Here is a 19,981-nt window from a genome sequence, read left to right on the forward strand (position 1 = left end):
TGTCTTCGCCGCGGTGATCGGCACATAGGGATCGAAGGCCGCGCCTGCCGGCCGAAGACCCGGAACGAACGCCATGATGAGTGCCCGCCTTTCGGACCGTGCGACGCTTCACGTCACCGGCGCGGATGCCGAGCCCTTCCTCCAGAACCTCGTCACCGCCGATCTCGATGCGCTCGCGCCCGGCGAGGCGCGCCCGGCCGCGCTCTTGACGCCGCAGGGCAAGATCCTCTTCGACTTCCTCCTCAGCCGCATCGACGACGGGCTGCGGCTCGACGTGGCGGCGGGCGCCCGCAGCGACCTCGCCAAGCGGCTCACGCTCTACAAGCTGCGCGCCAAGGTCGCGATCAGCCCGAGCGACGACCCCGTCGGCGTCTTCTGGGAAACGGGCGAAGGGCCGGCCGGTGCCGTCGCGGACCGGCGATTTCCGACCGGCGTGTTCCGATCCTACGGCATGGACGTCGACGAGGGCGACCCGGCCGCCTTCGAGGCCCTGCGCCTCTCCCTCGGCATCGCCGAGGCCGAGCGCGACTTCCCCGGCTCCGACGTCTTCCCGCACGACGTGCTGCTCGACCAGAATGGCGGCGTGTCCTTCCGCAAGGGCTGCTATGTCGGCCAGGAAGTCGTGTCGCGCATGCAGCATCGGGGCACGGCGCGACGGCGCGTCATGGTGCTGCGGGCCGAGGGGCATCTGACGCCGGGCGCGAACGTCGAGGCGGGCGGCAGGACGATCGGGACCGTTCTCTCGGCTCACGCGGGGCTCGGCATCGGCATGGTGCGCATCGACCGACTGGTCGACGCGCTGGCTGCCGGGGCAAGCCTGTCGGCGGACGGCGTTCCGGTCGAGGCGGAAGTCCCCTCGTGGGCCGGCTACGCCCTTCCCGAAGCCGGCAGCGGCGGCGAGGCATGAGCGCGACCGGCGCGACCCGGACCGCGAAGCCGCCTCGGGTCTGGCAGCGGATGCTGTCGGGGCGGCGGCTCGACCTTCTCGACCCCTCCCCGCTCGATATCGAGATCGAGGACATTGCGCACGGGCTTGCGCGCGTCGCCCGGTGGAACGGGCAGACCACCGGCGATCACGCCTTCTCCGTGGCACAGCACTCGCTGATCGTCGAGGAGATCGTCGGCGCCAAGGAGCCCGATCCGCGCTGGCGGCTGGCCGCGCTCCTGCATGACGCCCCGGAATACGTGATTGGCGACATGATCTCGCCCTTCAAAAGCGTGCTCGGCGGCGACTACAAGGGCGTCGAGGCGCGGCTGCAGGCGGCGGTGCATCGGCGCTTCGGCCTGCCGGCGGAGTTGCCGCCCCCGGTCAAGCGCGCCATCAAGTCGGCGGACCGCGTGTCGGCCTATTTCGAGGCGAAGCTTCTCGCGGGGTTCCAGCCGACCGAAGCGCAGGCGCTGTTCGGGCGGCCGGGCGGCCTTCTCCCCGCGCCCGAACGCTTTACGCCCCAGCCCGCGGCCGAGGTCGGCCGCCGGTATCTCGAACGCTTCCGCTTCCTCGAAGCCCTGTCCGTCGGCATCAAGGCGAACCATCCATGAGCTATCTCGTCGTCTCCTCGCTCGCCGACCTGCACGCCACGGTCGCCGCCCACGATGCGGCCGACGTGGTCACGCTGATCAACGCCGACACGGTGGTCGAGCGCCCCTCCACGATCGCGCCGGAGCGTCACCTCTTCCTCGGCATGAACGACATCGCGGCACCAGCCGAAGGGCTCACCCATCCGGCCGAGCACCACCTCGACCGGCTCCTCGAATTCGGCCGCCGCTGGGATCGTGATAAGCCGCTGGCGGTTCACTGTTGGGCCGGCATCAGCCGGTCGACGGCGGCAGCCTATATCCTGGCGATCGCAATCAACCCGCACCTCGACGAGGAGGCGCTGGCACAGGAACTCCGCCGTCGCGCCCCGTCCGCGACGCCCAATCCGCTCCTCGTGTCGATGGCGGACGAAAAACTCGGGCGCGGCGGTCGGATGGTCTCGGCCATCGCCGCGATCGGGCGCGGGGCCGACGCCTTTTCCGGCACGCCCTTCATCCTTCCGCTGACGCTCTAGAGCGGGCGATCACGCCGAGCGTACCGACGCGGGCATCCGGCTCCTTGATCGCACGCGGCTCCCAGACATGGCGGGCGAGGAAGAAACCCGTCATCCGGAAGCCCTCGGCCACATCGGCCGAAGCGGGTGAGACATCACCCTTGAGGAAGGCCGGCAACGGCAGGAGCCGGTCGCGCCACGGCTCGCCGGCGTCGCGGCTCACCGCGCGGCCGGACTTCGGCGAGACGTAGACGAGGTCGTCGCGCCCGCCGGTCGCCGCGCAGGTTTCGAGGTCGAGACCGAAGCCGAGTTCCTCCAGCAGGGCGATCTCGAAGCGCAGGATCAGCGATCCCGCCGCGACGGGATCGTCGAGATGCTCGACGATGAGGGCCAGCGTGTCGAAGAGGCGGGGATGGGCGTCGCGCTCGGGCAGAAGCCGCAGATGCGCGGCGAGGAGTTGGATGCCATAGAGGCCGACCGCGCTTTCCATCAGCCGCGCGGCACGCAGATGCACCGGCTCCACCGTCATGAAGCCGAGATGCTCGTCGAGGCGCGCCCGCCACGTCGCGTCGACCGTGTTGCCGGGCTGGAGTACAGGCTGGAGGCGGCGCGAGCGACCACCGCGGACAAGACCGAGATGGCGTCCGCGCGAGCGCGTCATCACCTCCGCGACGACGCTCGTCTCGCCCTGGCGGCGCACGCCGAGGACGATGCCTTCTTCACGCCATTCCATGCGGCAGGGGCGACCCGATCCGGTTGCGACAGACCTCTCATATAGGGGCCGCCGGACCGGATCGCACGTTCCTTCAGCTGTGGAAGTCGAGCCCCATCTCGCGGTATCGCTCGGGATCATCGCCCCAGTTCTCGCGCACCTTCACGAACAGGAAGAGGTGCACCTTTTGCTCGGCGGCTTCGGAAATCTCCTTGCGCGCGGCCGAGCCGATGGCCTTCACGGTCTCGCCCTTGTGCCCGAGAACGATCGCCTTCTGGCTGTCGCGCTCGACATAGATCGTCTGCTCGATGCGCACCGAACCGTCCGGCCGCTGCTCCCAGAGCTCGGTCTCGACGGTCGAGGAATAGGGCAGTTCCTGGTGGAGACGCAGGTAGAGCTTCTCGCGCGTGATCTCGGCCGCGAGTTGGCGCAGCGGCAGGTCGGAGATCTGGTCCTCCGGATAGTACCACGGCCCTTCCGGCAGGCGCTGGCTCAGGAAGTCCATCAGGTCGTCGCAGCCGGATCCCGTCAGCGCCGAGATCATGAAGACACGCTCGAACTCGGCCTTGGCGGTGATCTCCTGCGTCAGCCCCAGCAGGCGGTCGCGCTTGATGCGGTCCACCTTGTTGAGCAGCAGCACCTTCGGCTGCTTCACCTCGGCGAGGCGGTCGAGGATCGCCTGCACCTCGTCGTTGAGGCCGCGATCGGCGTCGATGATCGGCAGGACGATGTCGGCGTCCTTGGCGCCGCCCCAGGCGGTCTTCACCATGGCGCGGTCGAGCCGGCGCTTCGGGTTGAAGACGCCGGGCGTGTCGACGAAGACGATCTGCGTGCGGTCGCGCATGGCGATGCCGCGCACGAGGGCGCGGGTCGTCTGCACCTTGTGGGTGACGATCGAGACCTTGGTGCCGACGAGTTGGTTGACGAGCGTCGACTTGCCGGCGTTCGGCGCGCCGAGCAACGCGACGAAACCAGACCGGGTCGGCTCCTGCGGCTCGGTCGTCTGGGTCTCGGCGTCGGGCGTCTGGTCGGTGTCGGTCAAATCATGGCTCGCAGGTCTTGGCGCGGAACGCGCCGATGATAGAGGATCGCCCGGCACAGGGCCGGGCGCAAGTCAGGCGGTTTCCGCCGTCCAGACGCCTTCGCGCAGGAGAATGGCCTCGGCCGCGCGCTGCTCGGCAACGCGCTTCGAGGCGCCCTTCCCCTCCGTGGGCTCGACGCCTTCGACGCTCGCGCGCACGGTGAAGACGGGCTCATGGTCCGGCCCCGTGCGGTCGAGCAGCTCGTAGACGGGCGGCGCACCGGCGCGCTTGTGGGCCCATTCCTGAAGCTCGGTCTTCGGATCGCGCCGGGCGACCTGAGGTCCTTCGAGATGCGGTGCCCACCGCTTGAGGACGAAAGCGCGGGCGGTCTCCAGCCCGTGCTCCAGATAGATCGTGGCGATCAGCGACTCGACCACGTCGGCGCGGATCGAGCGGTTCTTGCCGGCCGCCGCGCGCTTGAGGTCGGACCCGTGTCGGATGAACTCGGCCAGACCGATCTCGTCGGCGATCGCCGCGCAGGTCTGCGCCGAGACGAGGGTGTTCAGCCGCAGCGACAGGTCGCCTTCGTCCGATTTCGGATGCGTCTCGAACAGCTTCTGCGCGATCACGAGGCCGAGCACGCGATCGCCGAGGAATTCGAGCCGCTCGTAGCTCGCGTCCGTCGGCGAGCGCTTGAGGCTGGAATGGGTCAGCGCGCGCTGAAGACGGGCGCGGTCGGCGAACGTGAGGCCGAGCCGAGCCTCGAGCCGGTCGAGAGCGTCGGCGCCGCCCTTTACCCGAGCCATGTCAGAATGCGGCTCGGCCGCAGGCTGGACGGCCATTCCCACACCTGCAGCGGCGAAGCGTCGTTCTCCATCGAGAAGAAGATTACCTGCGCCTTGCCGACGAGGTTCTCGAACGGCACGTAGCCGACGTCGAAGCGGCTATCGAGCGAGTTGTCGCGATTGTCGCCCATCATGAAATAGTGGTCGGCCGGCACCACGAATTCGCGAGTGTTGTCGCCGACCGAGTTCGGTTCGGCGTCGAGCGTGTCGTAGGTCACGCCGTTCGGCAGCGTCTCGCGGTACTTCGGGATCTGCGCGCCCGATTCGCTGGTGAAGAAGCCGTCCGGCTCCTTCGGCACGGCCTGGCCGTTGATGTAGAGCACGCCGTCGCGCATCTGGACCCGGTCGCCCGGCAGGCCGACGAGACGCTTGATGTAGTCCGTCTGCACTTCGTTCGGCTTGCGGAACACGATGATGTCGCCGCGCTCGGGGCTCGAGCCGAGGATGCGGCCATCGAAGAGGTCCGGCGAGAAGGGAAAGGAATACTTCGAGAAGCCGTAGGACCACTTCGAGACGAAGAGGTAGTCCCCGATCAGGAGGGTCGGCATCATCGAGCCCGAGGGGATCGAAAAGGGCTGGAACAGGAAGGTGCGGATGACCAGCGCAAGCAGAAGCGCCTGGACGACGACCTTCACCGTCTCCCCGAAGCCACCCTTGTCCTTGCTGACGGCGCGATCGACCATGCGCTTTTCGTTCCCGGTTGCCGTGGGCACCCTCGGCCGCACCCCGGCTCTAGTAATGTCTTGTATACGTTTGGGCAACGGGCTTGCCGCCCGTCACGCCCCCTCCGGCAGCGCCTCGATGATCACGAAGGCCTGCGCGAGCGGAAAGTCGTCGGTGATGGTGACGTGGATCACCGCGCGGTGCCCCGCCGGCATCAGGGACTGGAGCCGCGCGGCCGCGCCGTTGGTCAGCGCCATCGTCGGCTTGCCGCCCGGCAGGTTGACGACGCCCATGTCACGCCAGAAGACGCCCTGCGACAGGCCTGTGCCGAGCGCCTTGGCGCAGGCTTCCTTGGCGGCGAAGCGCTTGGCGTAGGAGGCCGCGCGCTGGGCCCGCCGATCGGACTTCGCGCGTTCGACCGGCGTGTAGACGCGGTCCGTGAATCGCGCGCCGTGGCGCTCCAGCGTCTTCTCGATGCGGCGGATGTCGATGAGGTCGCTGCCGATGCCGACGATCATGGGGCGGGCTCCGCGGCGGGCGCGCCGCCGGCCTTGTGCGCGCGGGCGGCCTGGAAGCTGCGCACGCCGATCAGAACCAGCCCGTAGGAGACCAGTGCGAAGAAGAGGCCGAGCGGAATCGAGCCGATCAGCATGGGTTTCAGATACGGCCCCCAGATCGCGGCGATGTCGCCGTGCGACAGCGCGGCGCCGAGGCTTTCCGGCGCGCGACCGTCCGGGATCTCGGCGGCGGTCAGGAAGCGTCCCGCCTCGTAGGTCGCGCCCCAGATCAGGGGATAGGTCAACGGATTGCCGATCAGGCATCCGAGCGCGGCGGCGGGCAGGCTACCGCGGGCGAGGTAGGCGATCACGAAGGCCATCACGAAGTGGAAGCCGAGAAGCGGTGTGAACGTGGCGAAGACGCCGGCCGCGACGCCCGCCGCGATCGCATGGGGCGTCGCCCGCAGCCGGAGCACGCGCTTCTTCATGTAGAGGAGCGAGCGCCGCCACGAGCGGCGCGGCCACAGGGCGAGGCGCAGCTTCTGCGAGAAGGATTCTGGCTGGCGACGCCTGAACAGCATGAGGCGAAGGGTTCCTGGAACGAGCGGCACCCGTGGGAGCGGAACGGCGGTCGCCCTGCCCTCCGGCCCGTGCCGGGGGACGGAGCTAGAGCGAGCGGCTACCGGGCTTGATGGGCGCAATTGCGGCAAGCTCGGGCGGTAATTCGTCCGGCGCGTAGCTCGGCACCTCGTACTCGGCCAGCGACACCAGCGGCACGCCGACGTCGACTCTGCCGGCCGACCGGTCGACGACGCACCCGGCTGCCAGCACCTCGGCGCCGAGTTCCTTCAGGCACTCGATCGTCTCGCGGATCGACAGGCCGGTGGTGACGATGTCCTCGACGATCACGACACGCGCCCCGCGCGGGATCTCGAAGCGGCGCAGGCGAAACGTGCCGTTCTCGCGCTCGACGTAGATCGCCGGCGCGCCGAGGTGGCGCGAGGTCTCGTAGGACGGGATCAACCCGCCGACGGCGGGGCCGACGATATAATCGATCGGCCCGTCGATCGCATCGCGCAGCTTCTCGGCGAGCCCCTTGCACAGCGTCTCGGTATATTGCGGGTGCATGAACACCCGCGCCTTCTGCAGGAAGACCGGGCTGCGGCGTCCCGAGGTCAGGATGAAGTGTCCCTCGAGATAGGCGCCGGCCTTGCGAAAGATCTCGATGACGTCTTCGGTCTGCATGTCCGACGGTTCCTGCCTCAGGGGGTATGCCTTCGGAGATCAGCCGTTCACACGAATGGCATCCGTGACGCAAGTCTTCGCGCGCAACTGATTGAGCGTGCGCGTCAGGTGCTGCAGGTCCCAGACCTCCAGATCCAGCACCATGGTCGTGAGGTCCGGGGCCGTCTGCGTCATCGAAAGGTTGTGGATATTGGCGTCGTTGAGTGCGATCGTCTCGGCGATCTCGGCCAGCGTCCCCGGCTCGTTCAACGCGGCGACGCGGATCTTGGCCGGAAAACGCGCCGTCGTCTCCGCGTCGAGGTCCCAGCGCACATCGATCCAGCGGTTCGGCGACTCGTCGAAATCCATCAGCGCCGGAGACTGGATCGGGTAGATCGTGATTCCCTTGCCCGGCTCGAAGATGCCGACGATCCGGTCGCCCGGCACCGCGCCGTCCGGCCCGAAGCGCACCGGCAGGTCGCCGACCGCGCCACGGATCGGAAGCTGCACGAGGCTCTCGTCGCCGGCCTCCTCGGGCACGCGGAACACGAGGCCGATCGCCGAACGGATGTTGAACCAGCCGTCCTTCTCCGCGTGCAGCACGCTCTTTGCCGCGCGGCTGTCCTGAAAGTCGGGATGCACCGCGCGGAAGACGTCGGCCGAGGACAACTCGCCCCGCCCGACGGCGGCCAGCGCATCGTCGAGCTCGCGGAAACCGACCTTGGCGAGGTAGGGCTTCAACCCATCGCGGGTGAAGGTCTTGCCCGCACGGTGGAAGGTGCGCTCAAGGATCTGCTGCCCGAGGCCGCAATACTGCTTGCGGATCGCATTGCGCGCCGCGCGGCGGATCGCCGAGCGCGCCTTGCCGGTCACCGCGACGCTCTCCCAAGCCGGCGGCGGCGTCGCGGCCTTGGAACGGATGATCTCGACCTCGTCGCCGTTGGTGAGTTCGGTCACCACCGGCATGATGCGCCCGTCGATCTTGCAGCCGACGCAGGTGTCGCCGACGTCGGTATGGACGGCATAGGCGAAGTCGATCGGCGTCGCCCCGCGCGGCAGCGCGATCAGCCTCCCCTTCGGCGTGAAGCAGAAGACCTGGTCCTGGAACAGCTCGAGCTTGGTGTTCTCGAGGAACTCCTCGGGCGTGTCGCCTTCGGACAGCATCTCGATCGTGCGCCGCAACCAGGAATAGGCTTCCGACTCGGTCGACAGCGCGACCTGCCCGTCCTTGTAGAGCTCGTGCGCTGCGATGCCGTACTCGTTGACGTGGTGCATCGAGCGCGTGCGGATCTGCAGCTCCACGCGCTGGCGCGACGGTCCGACGATCGTGGTGTGGATCGAACGGTAGCCGTTCTGCTTCGGGATCGAGATGTAGTCCTTGAAGCGACCGGGTACGAGCGGCCAGGTGCGGTGCACGATGCCGAGCGTGCGGTAGCAGTCCTCCTCGTCGGCGACGATGACGCGAAAGCCGAAGATGTCCGACAGCTGCTCGAGCGACAGCGCCTTGCGCTGCATCTTATTGAAGACCGAATAGGGCTTCTTCTGGCGGCCGGACACGCGGGCGGCGATGCCCTTTTCGCTGAGGCGCGCCGTCAGCGTCTCCTCGATCTGGGCGATGGTCCCGGCGTGGCGCTCGCGAAGCTCGGCGAGCCGTTCGGTGACCGTCGCGAAGGCTTCGGCGTTGAGATACTGGAACGACAGCGTCTCCAGTTCCTCGCGCATGTCGTGCATGCCCATGCGCCCGGCGAGCGGCGCGTAGATCTCCATCGTCTCCTCGGCGATGCGCGCGCGCTTCTCCGGCTTCATGTGATGAAGCGTGCGCATGTTGTGCAGCCGGTCGGCGAGCTTGACGAGGAGGACGCGGATGTCGTCGGCGATCGCCAGCAGGAGCTTGCGCAGGTTCTCGGCCTGCGCGGTCTTGCGCGAGACGAGGTCGAGGCGCCGGATCTTCGTCAGGCCCTCGACCAGCGTCCCGATCTTCTGGCCGAAGAGCTGATCGAGTTCCTTGCGGGTGGCGTCGGTGTCCTCGATCGTGTCGTGCAGGAGGGCGGTCGCGATCGTCGCTTCGTCGAGATGCAGCTCGGTCAGGATCGCGGCGACTTCGAGCGGGTGCGAGAAGTACGGGTCGCCGTTCACGCGCTTCTGCGCACCGTGCTTCTGCATCGCATAGACATAGGCCCGGTTCAGGAGGCCCTCGTCGAGGTTCGGCTTGTAGGCCGCCACACGCTCGACGAGTTCGTACTGCCGCATCATGCCCGAATGCCTGCTCCGCTAGCGCAAAAAAGAAAGGGCGCCCGGCCGGATCGGCGGGCGCCCCTTCAATATAGGTTGCGTTGCGGCAAAACCGGAAGGGCTCGATGCCCTTCGCGCGTCAGAAATCGTCGTTCTTCTCCGGCGGGATCAGGCCCTCAATGCCCGAGAGGAGATCGTCTTCCGACATGCGGTCGAAGGCGATGTTGTCGTCGTCGTCGGCCGCCGTGGTCGTGGCGCCTTCCGAACCCGCGTCGGCGATCGCTCCGGCGACCGGCGCCTGCGGCTCGGGCTCGTCCACCTCGACATGCTTCTGCAGCGAGTGGATCAGGTCTTCCTTGAGGTCGTCGGGCGAGAGCGTCTCGTCGGCGATCTCGCGAAGGGCCACGACCGGGTTCTTGTCGTTGTCGCGGTCCACCGTGATCGGCTGGCCCTGCGCGATCTGGCGCGCGCGATGGCTGGCGAGCAGGACGAGCTCGAATCGGTTCTCGACCTTATCGACGCAATCTTCTACGGTGACGCGGGCCATGCCTGTCTCCTTGGGAACGGACGCAGTAAGCTGAAGGGCCTCGTGTAGCCTCTTGACTTTGGAAGTACAAGGGGACAGCCGCCCGGTTCGCGCGCGAAGGCCGCGCCATTCCTTCGTTCGGCTGGCCTTTGCCCCGCCCGCGTCCTATTCTCCAAGGCAATGCGGGACGGATCGTCTCCCGCGCCGATCCCTTTCAAAGGCCGCCATGTTTGAACCCCGCGAGAAGATCGCCCTCTTCATCGACGGCGCCAATCTTTACGCCGCTTCGCGCGCCCTCGCCTTCGACATCGACTACAAGAAGCTGCTCGTCGCCTTTCAGGGACGCGGCAACCTCGTGCGCGCCTACTACTACACCGCCCTCATCGAGGATCAGGAATATTCCTCGATCCGACCGCTGGTCGACTGGCTCGACTACAACGGCTATCGCGTCGTGACCAAGCCGGCCAAGGAGTTCACCGACCAGCTCGGGCGTCGCCGCATCAAGGGCAACATGGACATCGAGCTCGCGGTCGACGCGATGGAGCTTGCCGAGACCATCGAGCATTTCGTGATCTTCTCGGGCGACGGCGACTTCCGTTCGCTGGTGGAAGCGCTGCAGCGCAAGGGGCGCAAGGTGTCGGTCGTCTCGACGCTCGCGACGCAGCCGCCGATGATCGCCGACGACCTGCGCCGGCAGGCCGACACGTTCATCGAGCTGCGCACGCTGCAGCCCGAGATCGCCCGCAGCCAGGCCGAGCGCGAGGCGCGCCTCGCCCGCCGCTCCGAAGGCGAAGCGGATCGCCGCGACGACGGCGACGCCTGATCGTGGCCCCCGTCCATTCCCCATCCCTGCCCGGCGCGACACCGCCGGCCGACTGCCCCCTCTGCCCGCGGCTCGCCGCCTTCCGTCATGAATGGCAGGCGCGGGAGCCAGACTGGTACAATGCGCCGGTCGATACGTTCCTGCCGCGCGAGGGCGCCGAGACGGTCGAGCTTCTGGTCGTCGGCCTCGCACCCGGCGTTCGCGGTGCCAACCGCACCGGTCGTCCGTTCACCGGCGACTATGCCGGCGACCTCCTCTACGCGACGCTGAAGCGGTATGGCTTTGCGACGGGCGAGTTCGAAGCGCGTCCGGACGACAGCCTCGAACTCCGCGGCGCGGCGATCACCAATGCCGTGCGCTGCGTGCCGCCGGAGAACAAGCCGACGGGCGCCGAGATCAACACCTGCCGCCGCTTCCTGACCCCGACACTGGACGCCCTGCCGCGCCTTCGCGTCCTCGTGACGCTCGGCCGCATCGCGCACGACTCGACGCTGCGGGCGCTCGGCGTCCGCCTGAAGGACGCCCCCTTCCGCCACGGCGGCGAGCACGAGGCCGGCGGCTACACCATCGTCTCGAGCTACCATTGCTCGCGCTACAACACGAACACGGGCGTGCTCACGACGGCGATGTTCGAAGCCGTGTTCGAGGCGGCGCGGGCCCGGCTCGGCTAGCGGGTGACGGAGGCGGGCGGCAAGGTCAGCCGCTTCTTGCGCTCCCAGCGCGCGAGGTGGAACTCGACCCCGGTGCGAACCGCGAGCGAGGCGAGCGCAATCAGGATCGCGACCAGCCGCACCCGGTTCTCGTCGCGGTCCACCAGGGCATCACGTGTCGCCAGAAGCGCCTTCTCCGTCTCGGTGATGTCGCCGATCACGCGCCGGATCTCGTCCATCGTCGCGCGCTCCATCATCGCGACGGACTGCTTCTGCGCGGCGGGAAAGCCCTCCTGCTCATAGAGGATGACGGACTCGGCGAGTTCCGCGAGCTTCCGGTCGACCAGAAGGCTCAAATGGTCGGTCCGCGCAATCTGCGAGGGATTGTCGGAAATCAGTTGTCGCAGCTGGGTGCGGATCGGTTCCATCCGATCCAGCGCCTTCTCGTAGGGGTCGAGGAAGCGTCGCTCGCCGCTGATCAGGAACCCGCGCTCGCCCGTCTCGGCATCGTCGAGCGCGATGAGGAGATCCTTGGTGTTGTCGATCACGCGGTAGGTGTGGATTACGAGGTCGCGGTGGTCATCGAGCAGCGAATGGGTCCAGGTCGTGGCGATGACGCCGGCGAGGATCACGACCCCGACCGGCACGGACCGCAGGACGAGGGCGCGCGTCAGCCACCGCTTCCTGATCTCCGCCCATGTCGGCAAGGCCATCGTCTCGATCTCCGCGGCGCCCGAGCGCTCGACACCTTCAACTCCCCCATTTTTGGGCGGAGGACGGATCGAGCAAGGGTCGGAGCCCCGATCGCAGAACGCGTCGGCGGTATCGGGTCGCCGCCAAGCGGCGGATCAGGCCGCGATCGCCCGCTTCTCGCGATACATGGCATGGTCGGCTTCGGCCAGAATGCCCGCCGTCGTCATGCCCGGCCGCCAGAGGACGGTGCCGAAGCTCATGCCGACCCTCATGGCGTGATCTTGGATCCGCATCGGCTCGTCGAGATGGAACCGCAGGCGCTGCATGGCCTCGTCGGTCGCCGCCTCGCTGTCGACCCAGAGGATTGCGGCGAACTCGTCGCCGCCGATGCGCGCCAGACGGTCGGTGGAGCGGATGCCCTTCGCCAGCCGACCTGCCAGCTCCTGTAGCACGGCGTCGCCCGCCGCATGGCCATAGGTGTCGTTGATCGGCTTGAAGCGGTCGACATCCGCCAGCACGAGAGCGAAGATGCGGCCCGCCTCGAGTGCACCGGACACGGCGAGATCAAGGTCGCGGTCGAAGCGGCGGCGGTTGCAGATGCCGGTCAACGAGTCCTTGAACGCCGCGCTGCGCAATTCCAGCTCGTCGCGCTTGCGATCCGTGATATCGGACGACATGCCGAACAGGCCGGTCGCGGTGCCCGTCGCCGGATCGAGGATCGGCGACAGCGCGGTACGCCACCATTTCGCCCCGCCCGGCAGATCGAGATGCTCCTCGTACTCGTAGATCGAGCCGAGCTTCATGCAGTGCCGGTACTGCGTCTCGACATGCGCCGCGATCTCCGGGGGAAGGCATTCCGCCGGGGTTCGCCCGACGAGATCACCGACGTCGAGTCCCGTCAAGCGGCAGAGGCTGTCGTTCACCCCGGCGTAGCGCATCGCGCCGTCGACGCCGATCGACAGCGAAAAGGCCGGTGCAGCTAACAATCTCACATCGACGACCGGCATGGCCCACTCCCTGACTTGCCCCTAGAGGGTAACCGCGGAGCGTGAAGAAAGCGGTCGACCGTCGGCGCGAAATCTCGCGATCCCGTCAACCGATCGTCAGGCATCCCGACCCCGTCAGTCCGACGCGACAGGATCGAGGCTCTGCCCCGTCAGCCGATCAATGCGTCGCGTGCCGCCCCCCATCGGCGTGGCTGCGCAGCCAGCCGATGACGTCCACCGCGCTGCGGTCGGGCGGGAAGACAGGATAAAGAGCCGCCACGATCTCGCCGTCGCGCGCGATCATGGTGAGACGCTTCAGGAGCGTATCCCCATCCACCTCGAAGGTCGGCAGTTCCAGCATCTCCTGCAGCGAGAGATCCGTATCCGACAGGAGCGGAAACGGCAGGTGCAGGCGCTCGGCGGCTTCCCGCTGGTAGGCGGTGGTCTGGGTGGAAACGCCGAAGACGGCTGAGACGCCGAGTTCGCGCAGCTCCTGCCAATGGTCGCGGAACGAGCAGGCCTGCGGCGTGCAGCCCCGCGCACCCGGAATTTCGTTCCAGCCACCCGGCAGCGGTGCGCCGGGACGACCGGTCATCGGGTAGGCGTAGAGGACGACAAGGCCCTTGAGACCGCCGAGATCGACACGCCCCCCGGCCGTCGACGGCAGGGCGACGGACGGCAGTCTCCGCCCGACGAGATGAGCAGCGCCGCCGTCGTCGGTCGGCGGCTCAAGACCTTCCGGCAGACTGTTGAGGTCGGTCATCGCTCAGCCCTCCCCGGCATCGTCCGGCAAGGTTACCCCTCGCCTCGCGGAGTGCAAGGGCCGACGTCAGTCCCGGCCGGCTTCCTTCATGACGCGCTGCTTCTGCCGGTTCCAGTCGCGTTCCTTCATCGACTCGCGCTTGTCGGGCGCATTCTTGCCCTTGGCGACGGCGAGTTCCAGCTTCGCGCGGCCCTGGTCGTTGAAGTAGATCTTCAGCGGCACGAGCGTCATGCCGTCGCGCTGTACCGCCCCGGCCAGCCGATTGCGCTGCGTCTTGTGGACGAGGAGCTTCCGCCGGCGCTTCGGCTCGTGGTTGAAGCGGTTGGCCTGCAGGTATTCCGGCACGTAGGAGTTGATCAGCCAGATCTCGCCGTCCTCCTCCGTGGCATAGGACTCCGCGATCATCGCCTTACCGAGGCGCAGCGATTTGACCTCGGTCCCCGTCAGCACGAGGCCGGCCTCCAGCGTGTCGATGATCTCGTAGTTGAAGCGTGCCTTGCGGTTTTCGGCAGCGATATTGGACTTGGACTTCGGCGACTTGGCCATGAGGATCGGGGCGCCCGGTATGGAGGAGGACGCGCCGGAAGCCGGCGCCGTCCCCTTAGATGGGCCGCAAGGGCCCCTGGATCAATTCAGAAGGCCGGCATGGCGGAGCGCCGCGTCGATCGCGTCCTGCGTCGCGGCCTCCACCGGGACCAGCGGCAGGCGGACGCGATTGCGCCCCTTGCCGAGGCGCGACAGGGCGTACTTCGTGCCCGAGACGCCCGGCTCCATGAAGATCGCCTTGTGCAGCGGCATCAGGCGGTCCTGGTAGTCGAGGGCCTTGGCGAAGTCGCCGGCAAGGCACGCCTCCTGGAACTCCGAGCACAGGCGGGGCGCGACGTTGGCGGTCACCGAGATGCAGCCGCGCCCGCCATGGGCGATGTGGCCGAGCGCGGTCGCATCCTCGCCCGACAGCTGGATGAAATCCTTGCCGCAGGTAATGCGCTGCTCGGGAACGCGATCGAGCTTGGCCGTCGCGTCCTTCACGCCCACGATGTTGGAAAAGTCGTGCGCGAGGCGTCCCATCGTCTCCGGGGTCATGTCGACCACCGAGCGCGGCGGGATGTTGTAGATGATGATCGGCGTCGAGACCGCGCGCGCGATCGCGGCGTAGTGCTCGTAGAGGCCGCGCTGCGTCGGCTTGTTGTAGTAGGGCGTGACGACAAGAATCCCGTCGGCGCCGGCCTTCTCGGCAAAGCGCGCGAGATCGATCGCCTCGACCGTGTTGTTGGAGCCGGCGCCCGCGATGACCGGCACGCGGCCGGCCGCCGTCTCGACGCAGATCTCGACCGCGCGCTTGTGCTCGTCATGCGTCAGGGTCGGGCTTTCGCCCGTGGTGCCGACCGGCACGAGGCCGTGCGTGCCCTCGGCGATCTGCCATTCGACCAGGGCGCGGAACGCGGCTTCGTCGAGGCTGCCGTCCTCGGCGAACGGCGTTACCAGGGCCGTCATCGAACCCTTGAAGGTCATGTCGTCACTCCCGTCGACGTGCGGATAATGGTGCCGAAGCGACGTCGGGCGTGCTCGGGTCGGGCGGCGGGCGTATCGCGCCCGCGCCGCTCGTCGGGCGACCGGCCCGTGACCGATCGTCCGCGCGGACGGGCGCACCATAAAGAAGCCATGTCCGCGAAACAAGCGAAGGGCATGATCGGGCCTGAGAAGGGTTTACGCCTTCTTCACCGCGATCAGGCAAGCTTTGATCAACCATGCGCGCGGTCGGCCGCGAACGTGTGGCAGCATTGCAGCAGGAGGCCCCATGACCCATTCGACCCGCGCCAAGGCCCTGATCGTGCCGGTCCTCCTCTCCGTGCTGCTCACTGGAACGGCACCCGTTAATTCGTTCGAGATGCCGCGGCTGGGCCTTCCCGAAATGAAGATGCCGAAGCTCTTCGGCCGCAAGGAGGCCGAGCCGGACGCCGGTCGTTTCGGCACGCCACAGCCCGCCCCGTCGGCCAACCCGCTGGTCCGCCGCGCGCCGACCCCGAGCGCTGCCGGCGCCGCGCCGTCCTCGCCCGCCGACGCGATGGCCTTCACGTCATCGATCGCCGCGATGGGCGCGCGTGCCTCCAGCGTCACCCCGATGCGCGGCGATCTGCAGACCGGTCTCGACGCCACACATCGCGACATCCGCCGCGCGCTCGCGATCCGCGAGGGCATGGCGCCCGGCTCGCTCGACCGGCACATCATGTCCTGGGCGATCGCGCTGCGCGGCACCAGCGACGTGCCGGCGGCCGAAATCGCCCACACCGCGATCGAACTGCGCGGCTGGCCCGGCATGTCGACGATCCGCGCCAATCTCGAGCGCGCCCTGCTGCGCGACCCGATGCCGGCGCGCGACGTGGTGTCGGCCTTCGCCAGCGACCGCCCGCAGACCCCCGAGGGCGCGATGGCGCTCGCGCAGGCCTATCTGGCGCTCGGCCAGGCCGGCAAGGCGAAGGAACTGATTGTCCACTCCTGGCGCAACGACCGTCTCGACAAGGCGCTCGAGCAGCGCATGCTCACGACCTTCGGCACGCTCCTGACCCGCGCCGACCACAAGTATCGCATGGACAAGCTGCTCTATGCCGACCGCGTCGGCGACGCGTCGCGCGTTGCGACGATGGCCGGCGCCGAATCCCTGTTCAAGGCGCGAGCGGCCTCGATCCAGGGCGCGGGCAACGCCGATCAGCTTCTGGCCGCCGTGCATCCGAGCCTGAAGTCCGATCCGAGCTACCTATTCACGGCCGCCGAGAACCTTCGCAAGAAGGACCGCATCCTCGAAGCCGCCGCGATTCTGGAAAAGGCGCCACGCGACCGCGCTTCGCTCGTCGACGGCGACGCCTGGTGGAACGAGCGCCGCATCATCTCGCGCATGCTGCTCGAGAAGGGCGAGCGCAAGGCCGCCTATCGTCTCGTCGCCGCTCATTCGGCGGAAGGCGTGACCGAGGCGGTGGAGGCGGAGTTCCATTCGGGCTGGTACGCGCTGCGCTATCTCAACGACCCGTCCACGGCCGCCAAGCACTTCGCCCGCATCAGCCAGATTTCATCGCGGCCCCTCACGCAGTCGCGCGCCTACTACTGGATGGGCCGCGCGGCCGAGGCCGGCGGCGGCGGCAACGCGCGTGACCTCTACGCACGGGCGGCGCGCTTTGGCGCGACCTACTATGGTCAGCTTGCGGCCGCCAAGCTCGGGCGCTCGCCCGGCGAGATCAGCTATCCCTCGCCCTCGGCCGGCGAGCGCCGCGCGTTCGAGAACCGCGAGGCGGTGCAGGCGATCAAGCGGCTGGAATCGATCGGCTCCGCCTGGCGCGCCGACAGCCTCTACAAGGCGCTGGCGGACGAGTTGAACAGCCCCGGCGAACTCGCGATCCTCGCCTCGATGGCCGAGAAACGCGGCGACCACAGCCTGGCGCTCGGCGTCGGCAAGGCGGCCTATTCGCGCGGCGTCGACGCGCCCGCCCTCGCCTTCCCAGTCGGCGTCATCCCGGCGAGCGCCAACATCTCGGCGTCCGGCAAGGCGCTGGCCTATGCGATCGCGCGTCAGGAAAGCGCCTTCAACCCGACCGCCAAATCGCCGGTCGGCGCGCTCGGCCTCCTGCAGGTGATGCCGGCGACGGGCCGCAGCCTCGCCAAGAACGCCGGGCTTTCCTATTCCGACTCCAAGCTCCAGAACGACGTCTCGTTCAACACGCTGCTCGGCACCCAGTATCTCGGCCAGCAGATCTCGAACTTCGACGGGTCCTACATCCTCACCTTCGCGGCCTACAACGCCGGCCCCCGCCGCGCCCGCGAGTGGATCGACCGCTTCGGCGATCCACGCCGCAAGTCGATCGACGAGGTGGTGGACTGGGTCGAACTGATCCCCTTCACCGAGACGCGCAACTACGTACAGCGCGTGATGGAGAACTATCAGGTCTACAAGATGCGCCTTGGCGCCGGCTTCGACATCGAGCGCGACCTGACCCTCGGCCGCCGCAGCTAGCCAGCCCCTGTCTCCCGATCCTGACGATCGACGCCTCGACCTCTAGAAAAGGGCGGGGCGTTTTCCTGAGAGCGTTTGAAAGCCTTGGGAGATCAGATCTCACGGCTCGTCGGACGTCCGCGACGACGAGAGTGTGCTTGCGGGATTGCAGCGGGCTTCGGCGGCCGAGTCCAGTCTCAACGGATGGCCGTGTCCTCGAACCCCTCCAACACGACCGATAGGCCCATCCCGAGCCGAACCATATGCCCCGCCCCTGCCTCACGCATCGCGCTTCGCCGACGCCAGCAAGTGGTTCCCGGAGACTGGCATCCAGTCTTCCAATGTCGCTTCACAGCGGACGCGGTGCCCCGACCGCTCATGAGCGGCACGCACCCGACGCCAGAGATGGCACCCGTGCTGATCCGCCCCTCATCGAAGCTTTGGCACGCTCAAACGATGGGCTGACGGACGTTGATCTGAAGCCGACCTGACCGCAGTGCAGGCGGCTCGGCTGCTTGTCGAACGTCCGATCGTCGACGGAACTGTGTTCTCACAACGACCGCTAGCCTGATCCGACCGCGGGCTGAGTGGCCGCGTTAGCTTCATCGGGGCGGGCACGGCGGACCGCGATCTTACGCACCGTCACGTCATGCTTTGCCGACGTCATGGTCCAGCTGCAACAGGCCTCCAAACGCAGAAAGGCCCGGCTTTCGCCGGGCCCTTCCGTTTCCGATCCGAGGGTTCGGATTAGAAGTTGCGCTGGAAGCGCAGGAAGCCGTTGACCTGGTCGGTGTCGCCGATCGGGCCGCCGAAGTCGACGTTCTTGTACGAGACTTCGGCGAGCGTCGCGAAGTTGTTCGTGATCTGGTAGCCGACGTTGCCGACGAACGAGTAGTACTCGCCCGACAGGTTGACCGGAACCACCGTGCCCAGCGGGCTCAGCGCGAAGAACTGCGTGTCGAAGGTCTCGCCGTACTGACCCGAAACGGCCAGGCCGAGCTTGCCGAACGCCTGGGCGTAACCAGCACCGGCAGCCCACTCCAGAACGATCGGCAGCGAGCCCGGGGTCGGGTTCAGGATGTTCGGGTTGTTCGCGGCGAAGGTGTTGACCGAGGCCAGACCATCGATCGAGGCGTAGACCGTCGGGTCGAAGGCGTAGTGACCTTCGATCTTCAGCTGCGACTCAGGCGCGATCAGGTCCTTCAGGAGCACGCCGCCCTTCAGAGCGAAGGCGTCGTTGTTGCCGTCCTGGAGGAGCGTCGGGAAGAAGCCCGAGAGCGTCACGAAGTCGAAGTTGCCACCGAAGAGGGTGTTCAGGTCTTCCTGGTTGAAGGTCTCGTCGTAGACCGCCGACAGGTAAGCACCGCCCCAGGCGCCCGAGTAGACGAGCTTGCCGTGGATGTCCGGAACCACGTCGCCGGTGCCGTCGTCCTCGAGGCCGATCGTGGCCGAGAAGCCGCCGGCGGCGAAGGTGTAGGACACCTGGTTGGTGTTGAAGTCGCCGACCACGAGGTCGGTATCGGTCAGGAGGCCGTCCTCGATGCCGCCGACGTCCGACGACCAGAGCGAGTCACGGTAGCCCATGAGCAGGCCGCCGAGCTGGATGTAGGCCTGGTCGATCGCGACGCCGTTCGAGGCGCCCGAGGTGTTGGTCGCCTGAAGGCGAGCGAAGGCGCGCAGGGTGCCGAGCTCGGTCTCTTCGCGAGCGTCGAAGTTCAGGCGGGCGCGGACGCGGCTGGCGAGCTGGTAGTCGTCGCCTTCGAGGTTGACGGCCGGGTCACCGGCGACGTTCACCTGGAAGCGGACGTAACCGCCGACCGAAAGGCAGGTCTCGGTGCCCGGGATGTAGTAGAAGCCCTTGCCGTAGACGTCGCAAACGCGGACGTAGTCGACCGGCTCCGGCTCGACGGCCACGATGGCGTCGGCAGCGCGAGCGCCGGAAACTGCGACGAGGGCCGCAGCGGAGCCGAGAAGAAGGCTCTTGATGTTCATGTCCTGACCTCCAGTCAAGTTATAGGTTAGGGTTGGGCTTTTGTTTCGAAGGACAGCCTTCCCTGCCCCATCCCCTGCAGAAGTCCGGGTCGTCCCCCGCTCTTCTGATCGTGAGAATATTCAGGCTGGCTTCGGATGCAATCACGGAAACGCCATAAGCGCGCCTTGGAGACGTGTTGGCCACACCGCTGTTGCACACGCGCCACGATCTTGTTGACGCGCCATTAGGGATTGCGGCGATTTGCGGGAGAAGCCTGCGCGAGGCTGACCAAAACCTTGGGATGCAGGCGTTTGGACGATGCCGGCGCAATCTTCGCACCAGCCCGCCACGTGGGGGTAGA

General features: G+C 67.6%; 21 protein-coding genes. 6 read left to right on the forward strand and 15 right to left on the reverse strand.

What is annotated here, in order from left to right:
- The first annotated feature begins 73 nt into the window (after positions 1–73).
- Genes ACLNGM_RS17915 through ACLNGM_RS17925 form a run of 3 tightly spaced genes read left to right on the forward strand, consistent with a single transcriptional unit; the run spans position 74 to position 2,051 of the window.
- A complete protein-coding gene (locus ACLNGM_RS17915; RefSeq protein ID WP_416355972.1) occupies positions 74–907 on the forward strand; it encodes a YgfZ/GcvT domain-containing protein in 834 nt (277 codons plus the stop codon).
- Complete coding sequence (locus tag ACLNGM_RS17920; RefSeq protein ID WP_090958129.1) at positions 904–1,539, forward strand: HD domain-containing protein; 636 nt, start codon at positions 904–906, stop codon at positions 1,537–1,539. Before ACLNGM_RS17915 ends, ACLNGM_RS17920 begins: the two co-directional genes overlap by 4 nt.
- On the forward strand, positions 1,536–2,051 hold the full coding sequence (locus ACLNGM_RS17925) for a tyrosine phosphatase family protein (RefSeq protein ID WP_416355973.1): 516 nt from the start codon (positions 1,536–1,538) through the stop codon (positions 2,049–2,051). The genes ACLNGM_RS17920 and ACLNGM_RS17925 overlap by 4 nt, the downstream gene beginning before the upstream one ends.
- Here ACLNGM_RS17925 and recO read toward each other — a convergent pair.
- The 9 genes from recO to rpoZ all read right to left on the reverse strand — a co-directional run bounded on the left by recO (position 2,029) and on the right by rpoZ (position 9,772).
- Positions 2,029–2,763: a DNA repair protein RecO gene (gene recO, locus ACLNGM_RS17930; protein WP_090958132.1), complete on the reverse strand. Its 735-nt coding sequence runs from the start codon at positions 2,761–2,763 to the stop codon at positions 2,029–2,031. The two genes, ACLNGM_RS17925 and recO, sit on opposite strands and share 23 nt — an antisense overlap.
- Before the next feature lie 73 nt (positions 2,764–2,836).
- Positions 2,837–3,784 (reverse strand): GTPase Era, encoded by a 948-nt coding sequence (gene era / locus ACLNGM_RS17935; RefSeq protein WP_416355974.1) that lies wholly within the window; start codon positions 3,782–3,784, stop codon positions 2,837–2,839.
- Between the two features lie 72 nt (positions 3,785–3,856).
- Positions 3,857–4,570, reverse strand: a complete 714-nt coding sequence (gene rnc, locus ACLNGM_RS17940) for a ribonuclease III (protein WP_416355975.1) — start codon at positions 4,568–4,570, stop codon at positions 3,857–3,859.
- Positions 4,558–5,292, reverse strand: coding sequence for a signal peptidase I (lepB, locus tag ACLNGM_RS17945; protein ID WP_090958136.1), 735 nt, complete (start codon positions 5,290–5,292; stop codon positions 4,558–4,560). Before lepB ends, rnc begins: the two co-directional genes overlap by 13 nt.
- 93 nt (positions 5,293–5,385) lie before the next feature.
- Entirely contained in the window at positions 5,386–5,790 is a 405-nt protein-coding gene (acpS, locus tag ACLNGM_RS17950; RefSeq protein ID WP_090958138.1) for a holo-ACP synthase, read from the reverse strand.
- The gene (locus tag ACLNGM_RS17955; RefSeq protein ID WP_416355976.1) at positions 5,787–6,350 is read right to left on the reverse strand and encodes a DUF2062 domain-containing protein; all 564 of its coding nucleotides are present in this window, start codon (positions 6,348–6,350) and stop codon (positions 5,787–5,789) included. The genes acpS and ACLNGM_RS17955 overlap by 4 nt, the downstream gene beginning before the upstream one ends.
- An 85-nt stretch (positions 6,351–6,435) precedes the next feature.
- Positions 6,436–7,014 (reverse strand): orotate phosphoribosyltransferase, encoded by a 579-nt coding sequence (gene pyrE, locus ACLNGM_RS17960; protein ID WP_416355977.1) that lies wholly within the window; start codon positions 7,012–7,014, stop codon positions 6,436–6,438.
- A 39-nt stretch (positions 7,015–7,053) separates the two neighbouring features.
- The gene (locus ACLNGM_RS17965) at positions 7,054–9,246 is read right to left on the reverse strand and encodes a RelA/SpoT family protein (protein WP_416355978.1); all 2,193 of its coding nucleotides are present in this window, start codon (positions 9,244–9,246) and stop codon (positions 7,054–7,056) included.
- Positions 9,247–9,364: 118 nt separating this feature from the next.
- A complete protein-coding gene (gene rpoZ / locus ACLNGM_RS17970) occupies positions 9,365–9,772 on the reverse strand; it encodes a DNA-directed RNA polymerase subunit omega (protein ID WP_416355979.1) in 408 nt (135 codons plus the stop codon).
- A 205-nt stretch (positions 9,773–9,977) separates the two neighbouring features.
- Here rpoZ and ACLNGM_RS17975 point away from each other — a divergent pair, with 205 nt between their 5' ends.
- Complete coding sequence (locus ACLNGM_RS17975) at positions 9,978–10,574, forward strand: NYN domain-containing protein (protein ID WP_416355980.1); 597 nt, start codon at positions 9,978–9,980, stop codon at positions 10,572–10,574.
- Between the two features lie 2 nt (positions 10,575–10,576).
- Positions 10,577–11,245: a uracil-DNA glycosylase gene (locus tag ACLNGM_RS17980; RefSeq protein ID WP_416355981.1), complete on the forward strand. Its 669-nt coding sequence runs from the start codon at positions 10,577–10,579 to the stop codon at positions 11,243–11,245.
- Here the strand turns inward: ACLNGM_RS17980 and ACLNGM_RS17985 are convergent.
- The 5 genes from ACLNGM_RS17985 to dapA all read right to left on the reverse strand — a co-directional run bounded on the left by ACLNGM_RS17985 (position 11,242) and on the right by dapA (position 15,178).
- Positions 11,242–11,937, reverse strand: coding sequence for a CHASE3 domain-containing protein (locus tag ACLNGM_RS17985; RefSeq protein ID WP_416355982.1), 696 nt, complete (start codon positions 11,935–11,937; stop codon positions 11,242–11,244). The two genes, ACLNGM_RS17980 and ACLNGM_RS17985, sit on opposite strands and share 4 nt — an antisense overlap.
- A 135-nt stretch (positions 11,938–12,072) precedes the next feature.
- Complete coding sequence (locus ACLNGM_RS17990; RefSeq protein ID WP_416355983.1) at positions 12,073–12,924, reverse strand: sensor domain-containing diguanylate cyclase; 852 nt, start codon at positions 12,922–12,924, stop codon at positions 12,073–12,075.
- Positions 12,925–13,081: 157 nt separating this feature from the next.
- Positions 13,082–13,666, reverse strand: a complete 585-nt coding sequence (locus ACLNGM_RS17995; RefSeq protein ID WP_416355984.1) for a peroxiredoxin — start codon at positions 13,664–13,666, stop codon at positions 13,082–13,084.
- 66 nt (positions 13,667–13,732) lie between these two features.
- Complete coding sequence (smpB, locus tag ACLNGM_RS18000; RefSeq protein ID WP_090958157.1) at positions 13,733–14,212, reverse strand: SsrA-binding protein SmpB; 480 nt, start codon at positions 14,210–14,212, stop codon at positions 13,733–13,735.
- An 81-nt stretch (positions 14,213–14,293) separates the two neighbouring features.
- Positions 14,294–15,178 (reverse strand): 4-hydroxy-tetrahydrodipicolinate synthase, encoded by an 885-nt coding sequence (dapA, locus tag ACLNGM_RS18005; RefSeq protein ID WP_416355985.1) that lies wholly within the window; start codon positions 15,176–15,178, stop codon positions 14,294–14,296.
- Between the two features lie 286 nt (positions 15,179–15,464).
- Here dapA and ACLNGM_RS18010 point away from each other — a divergent pair, with 286 nt between their 5' ends.
- Positions 15,465–17,669, forward strand: a complete 2,205-nt coding sequence (locus ACLNGM_RS18010; RefSeq protein WP_416355986.1) for a lytic transglycosylase domain-containing protein — start codon at positions 15,465–15,467, stop codon at positions 17,667–17,669.
- Positions 17,670–18,395: 726 nt separating this feature from the next.
- Here the strand turns inward: ACLNGM_RS18010 and ACLNGM_RS18015 are convergent.
- Positions 18,396–19,640, reverse strand: a complete 1,245-nt coding sequence (locus ACLNGM_RS18015; protein ID WP_416355987.1) for a porin — start codon at positions 19,638–19,640, stop codon at positions 18,396–18,398.
- Positions 19,641–19,981 lie beyond the last annotated feature (341 nt).

The organism is Aureimonas phyllosphaerae (genome assembly GCF_047943035.1).
Classification (GTDB): Bacteria; Pseudomonadota; Alphaproteobacteria; order Rhizobiales; family Rhizobiaceae; genus Aureimonas; species Aureimonas phyllosphaerae.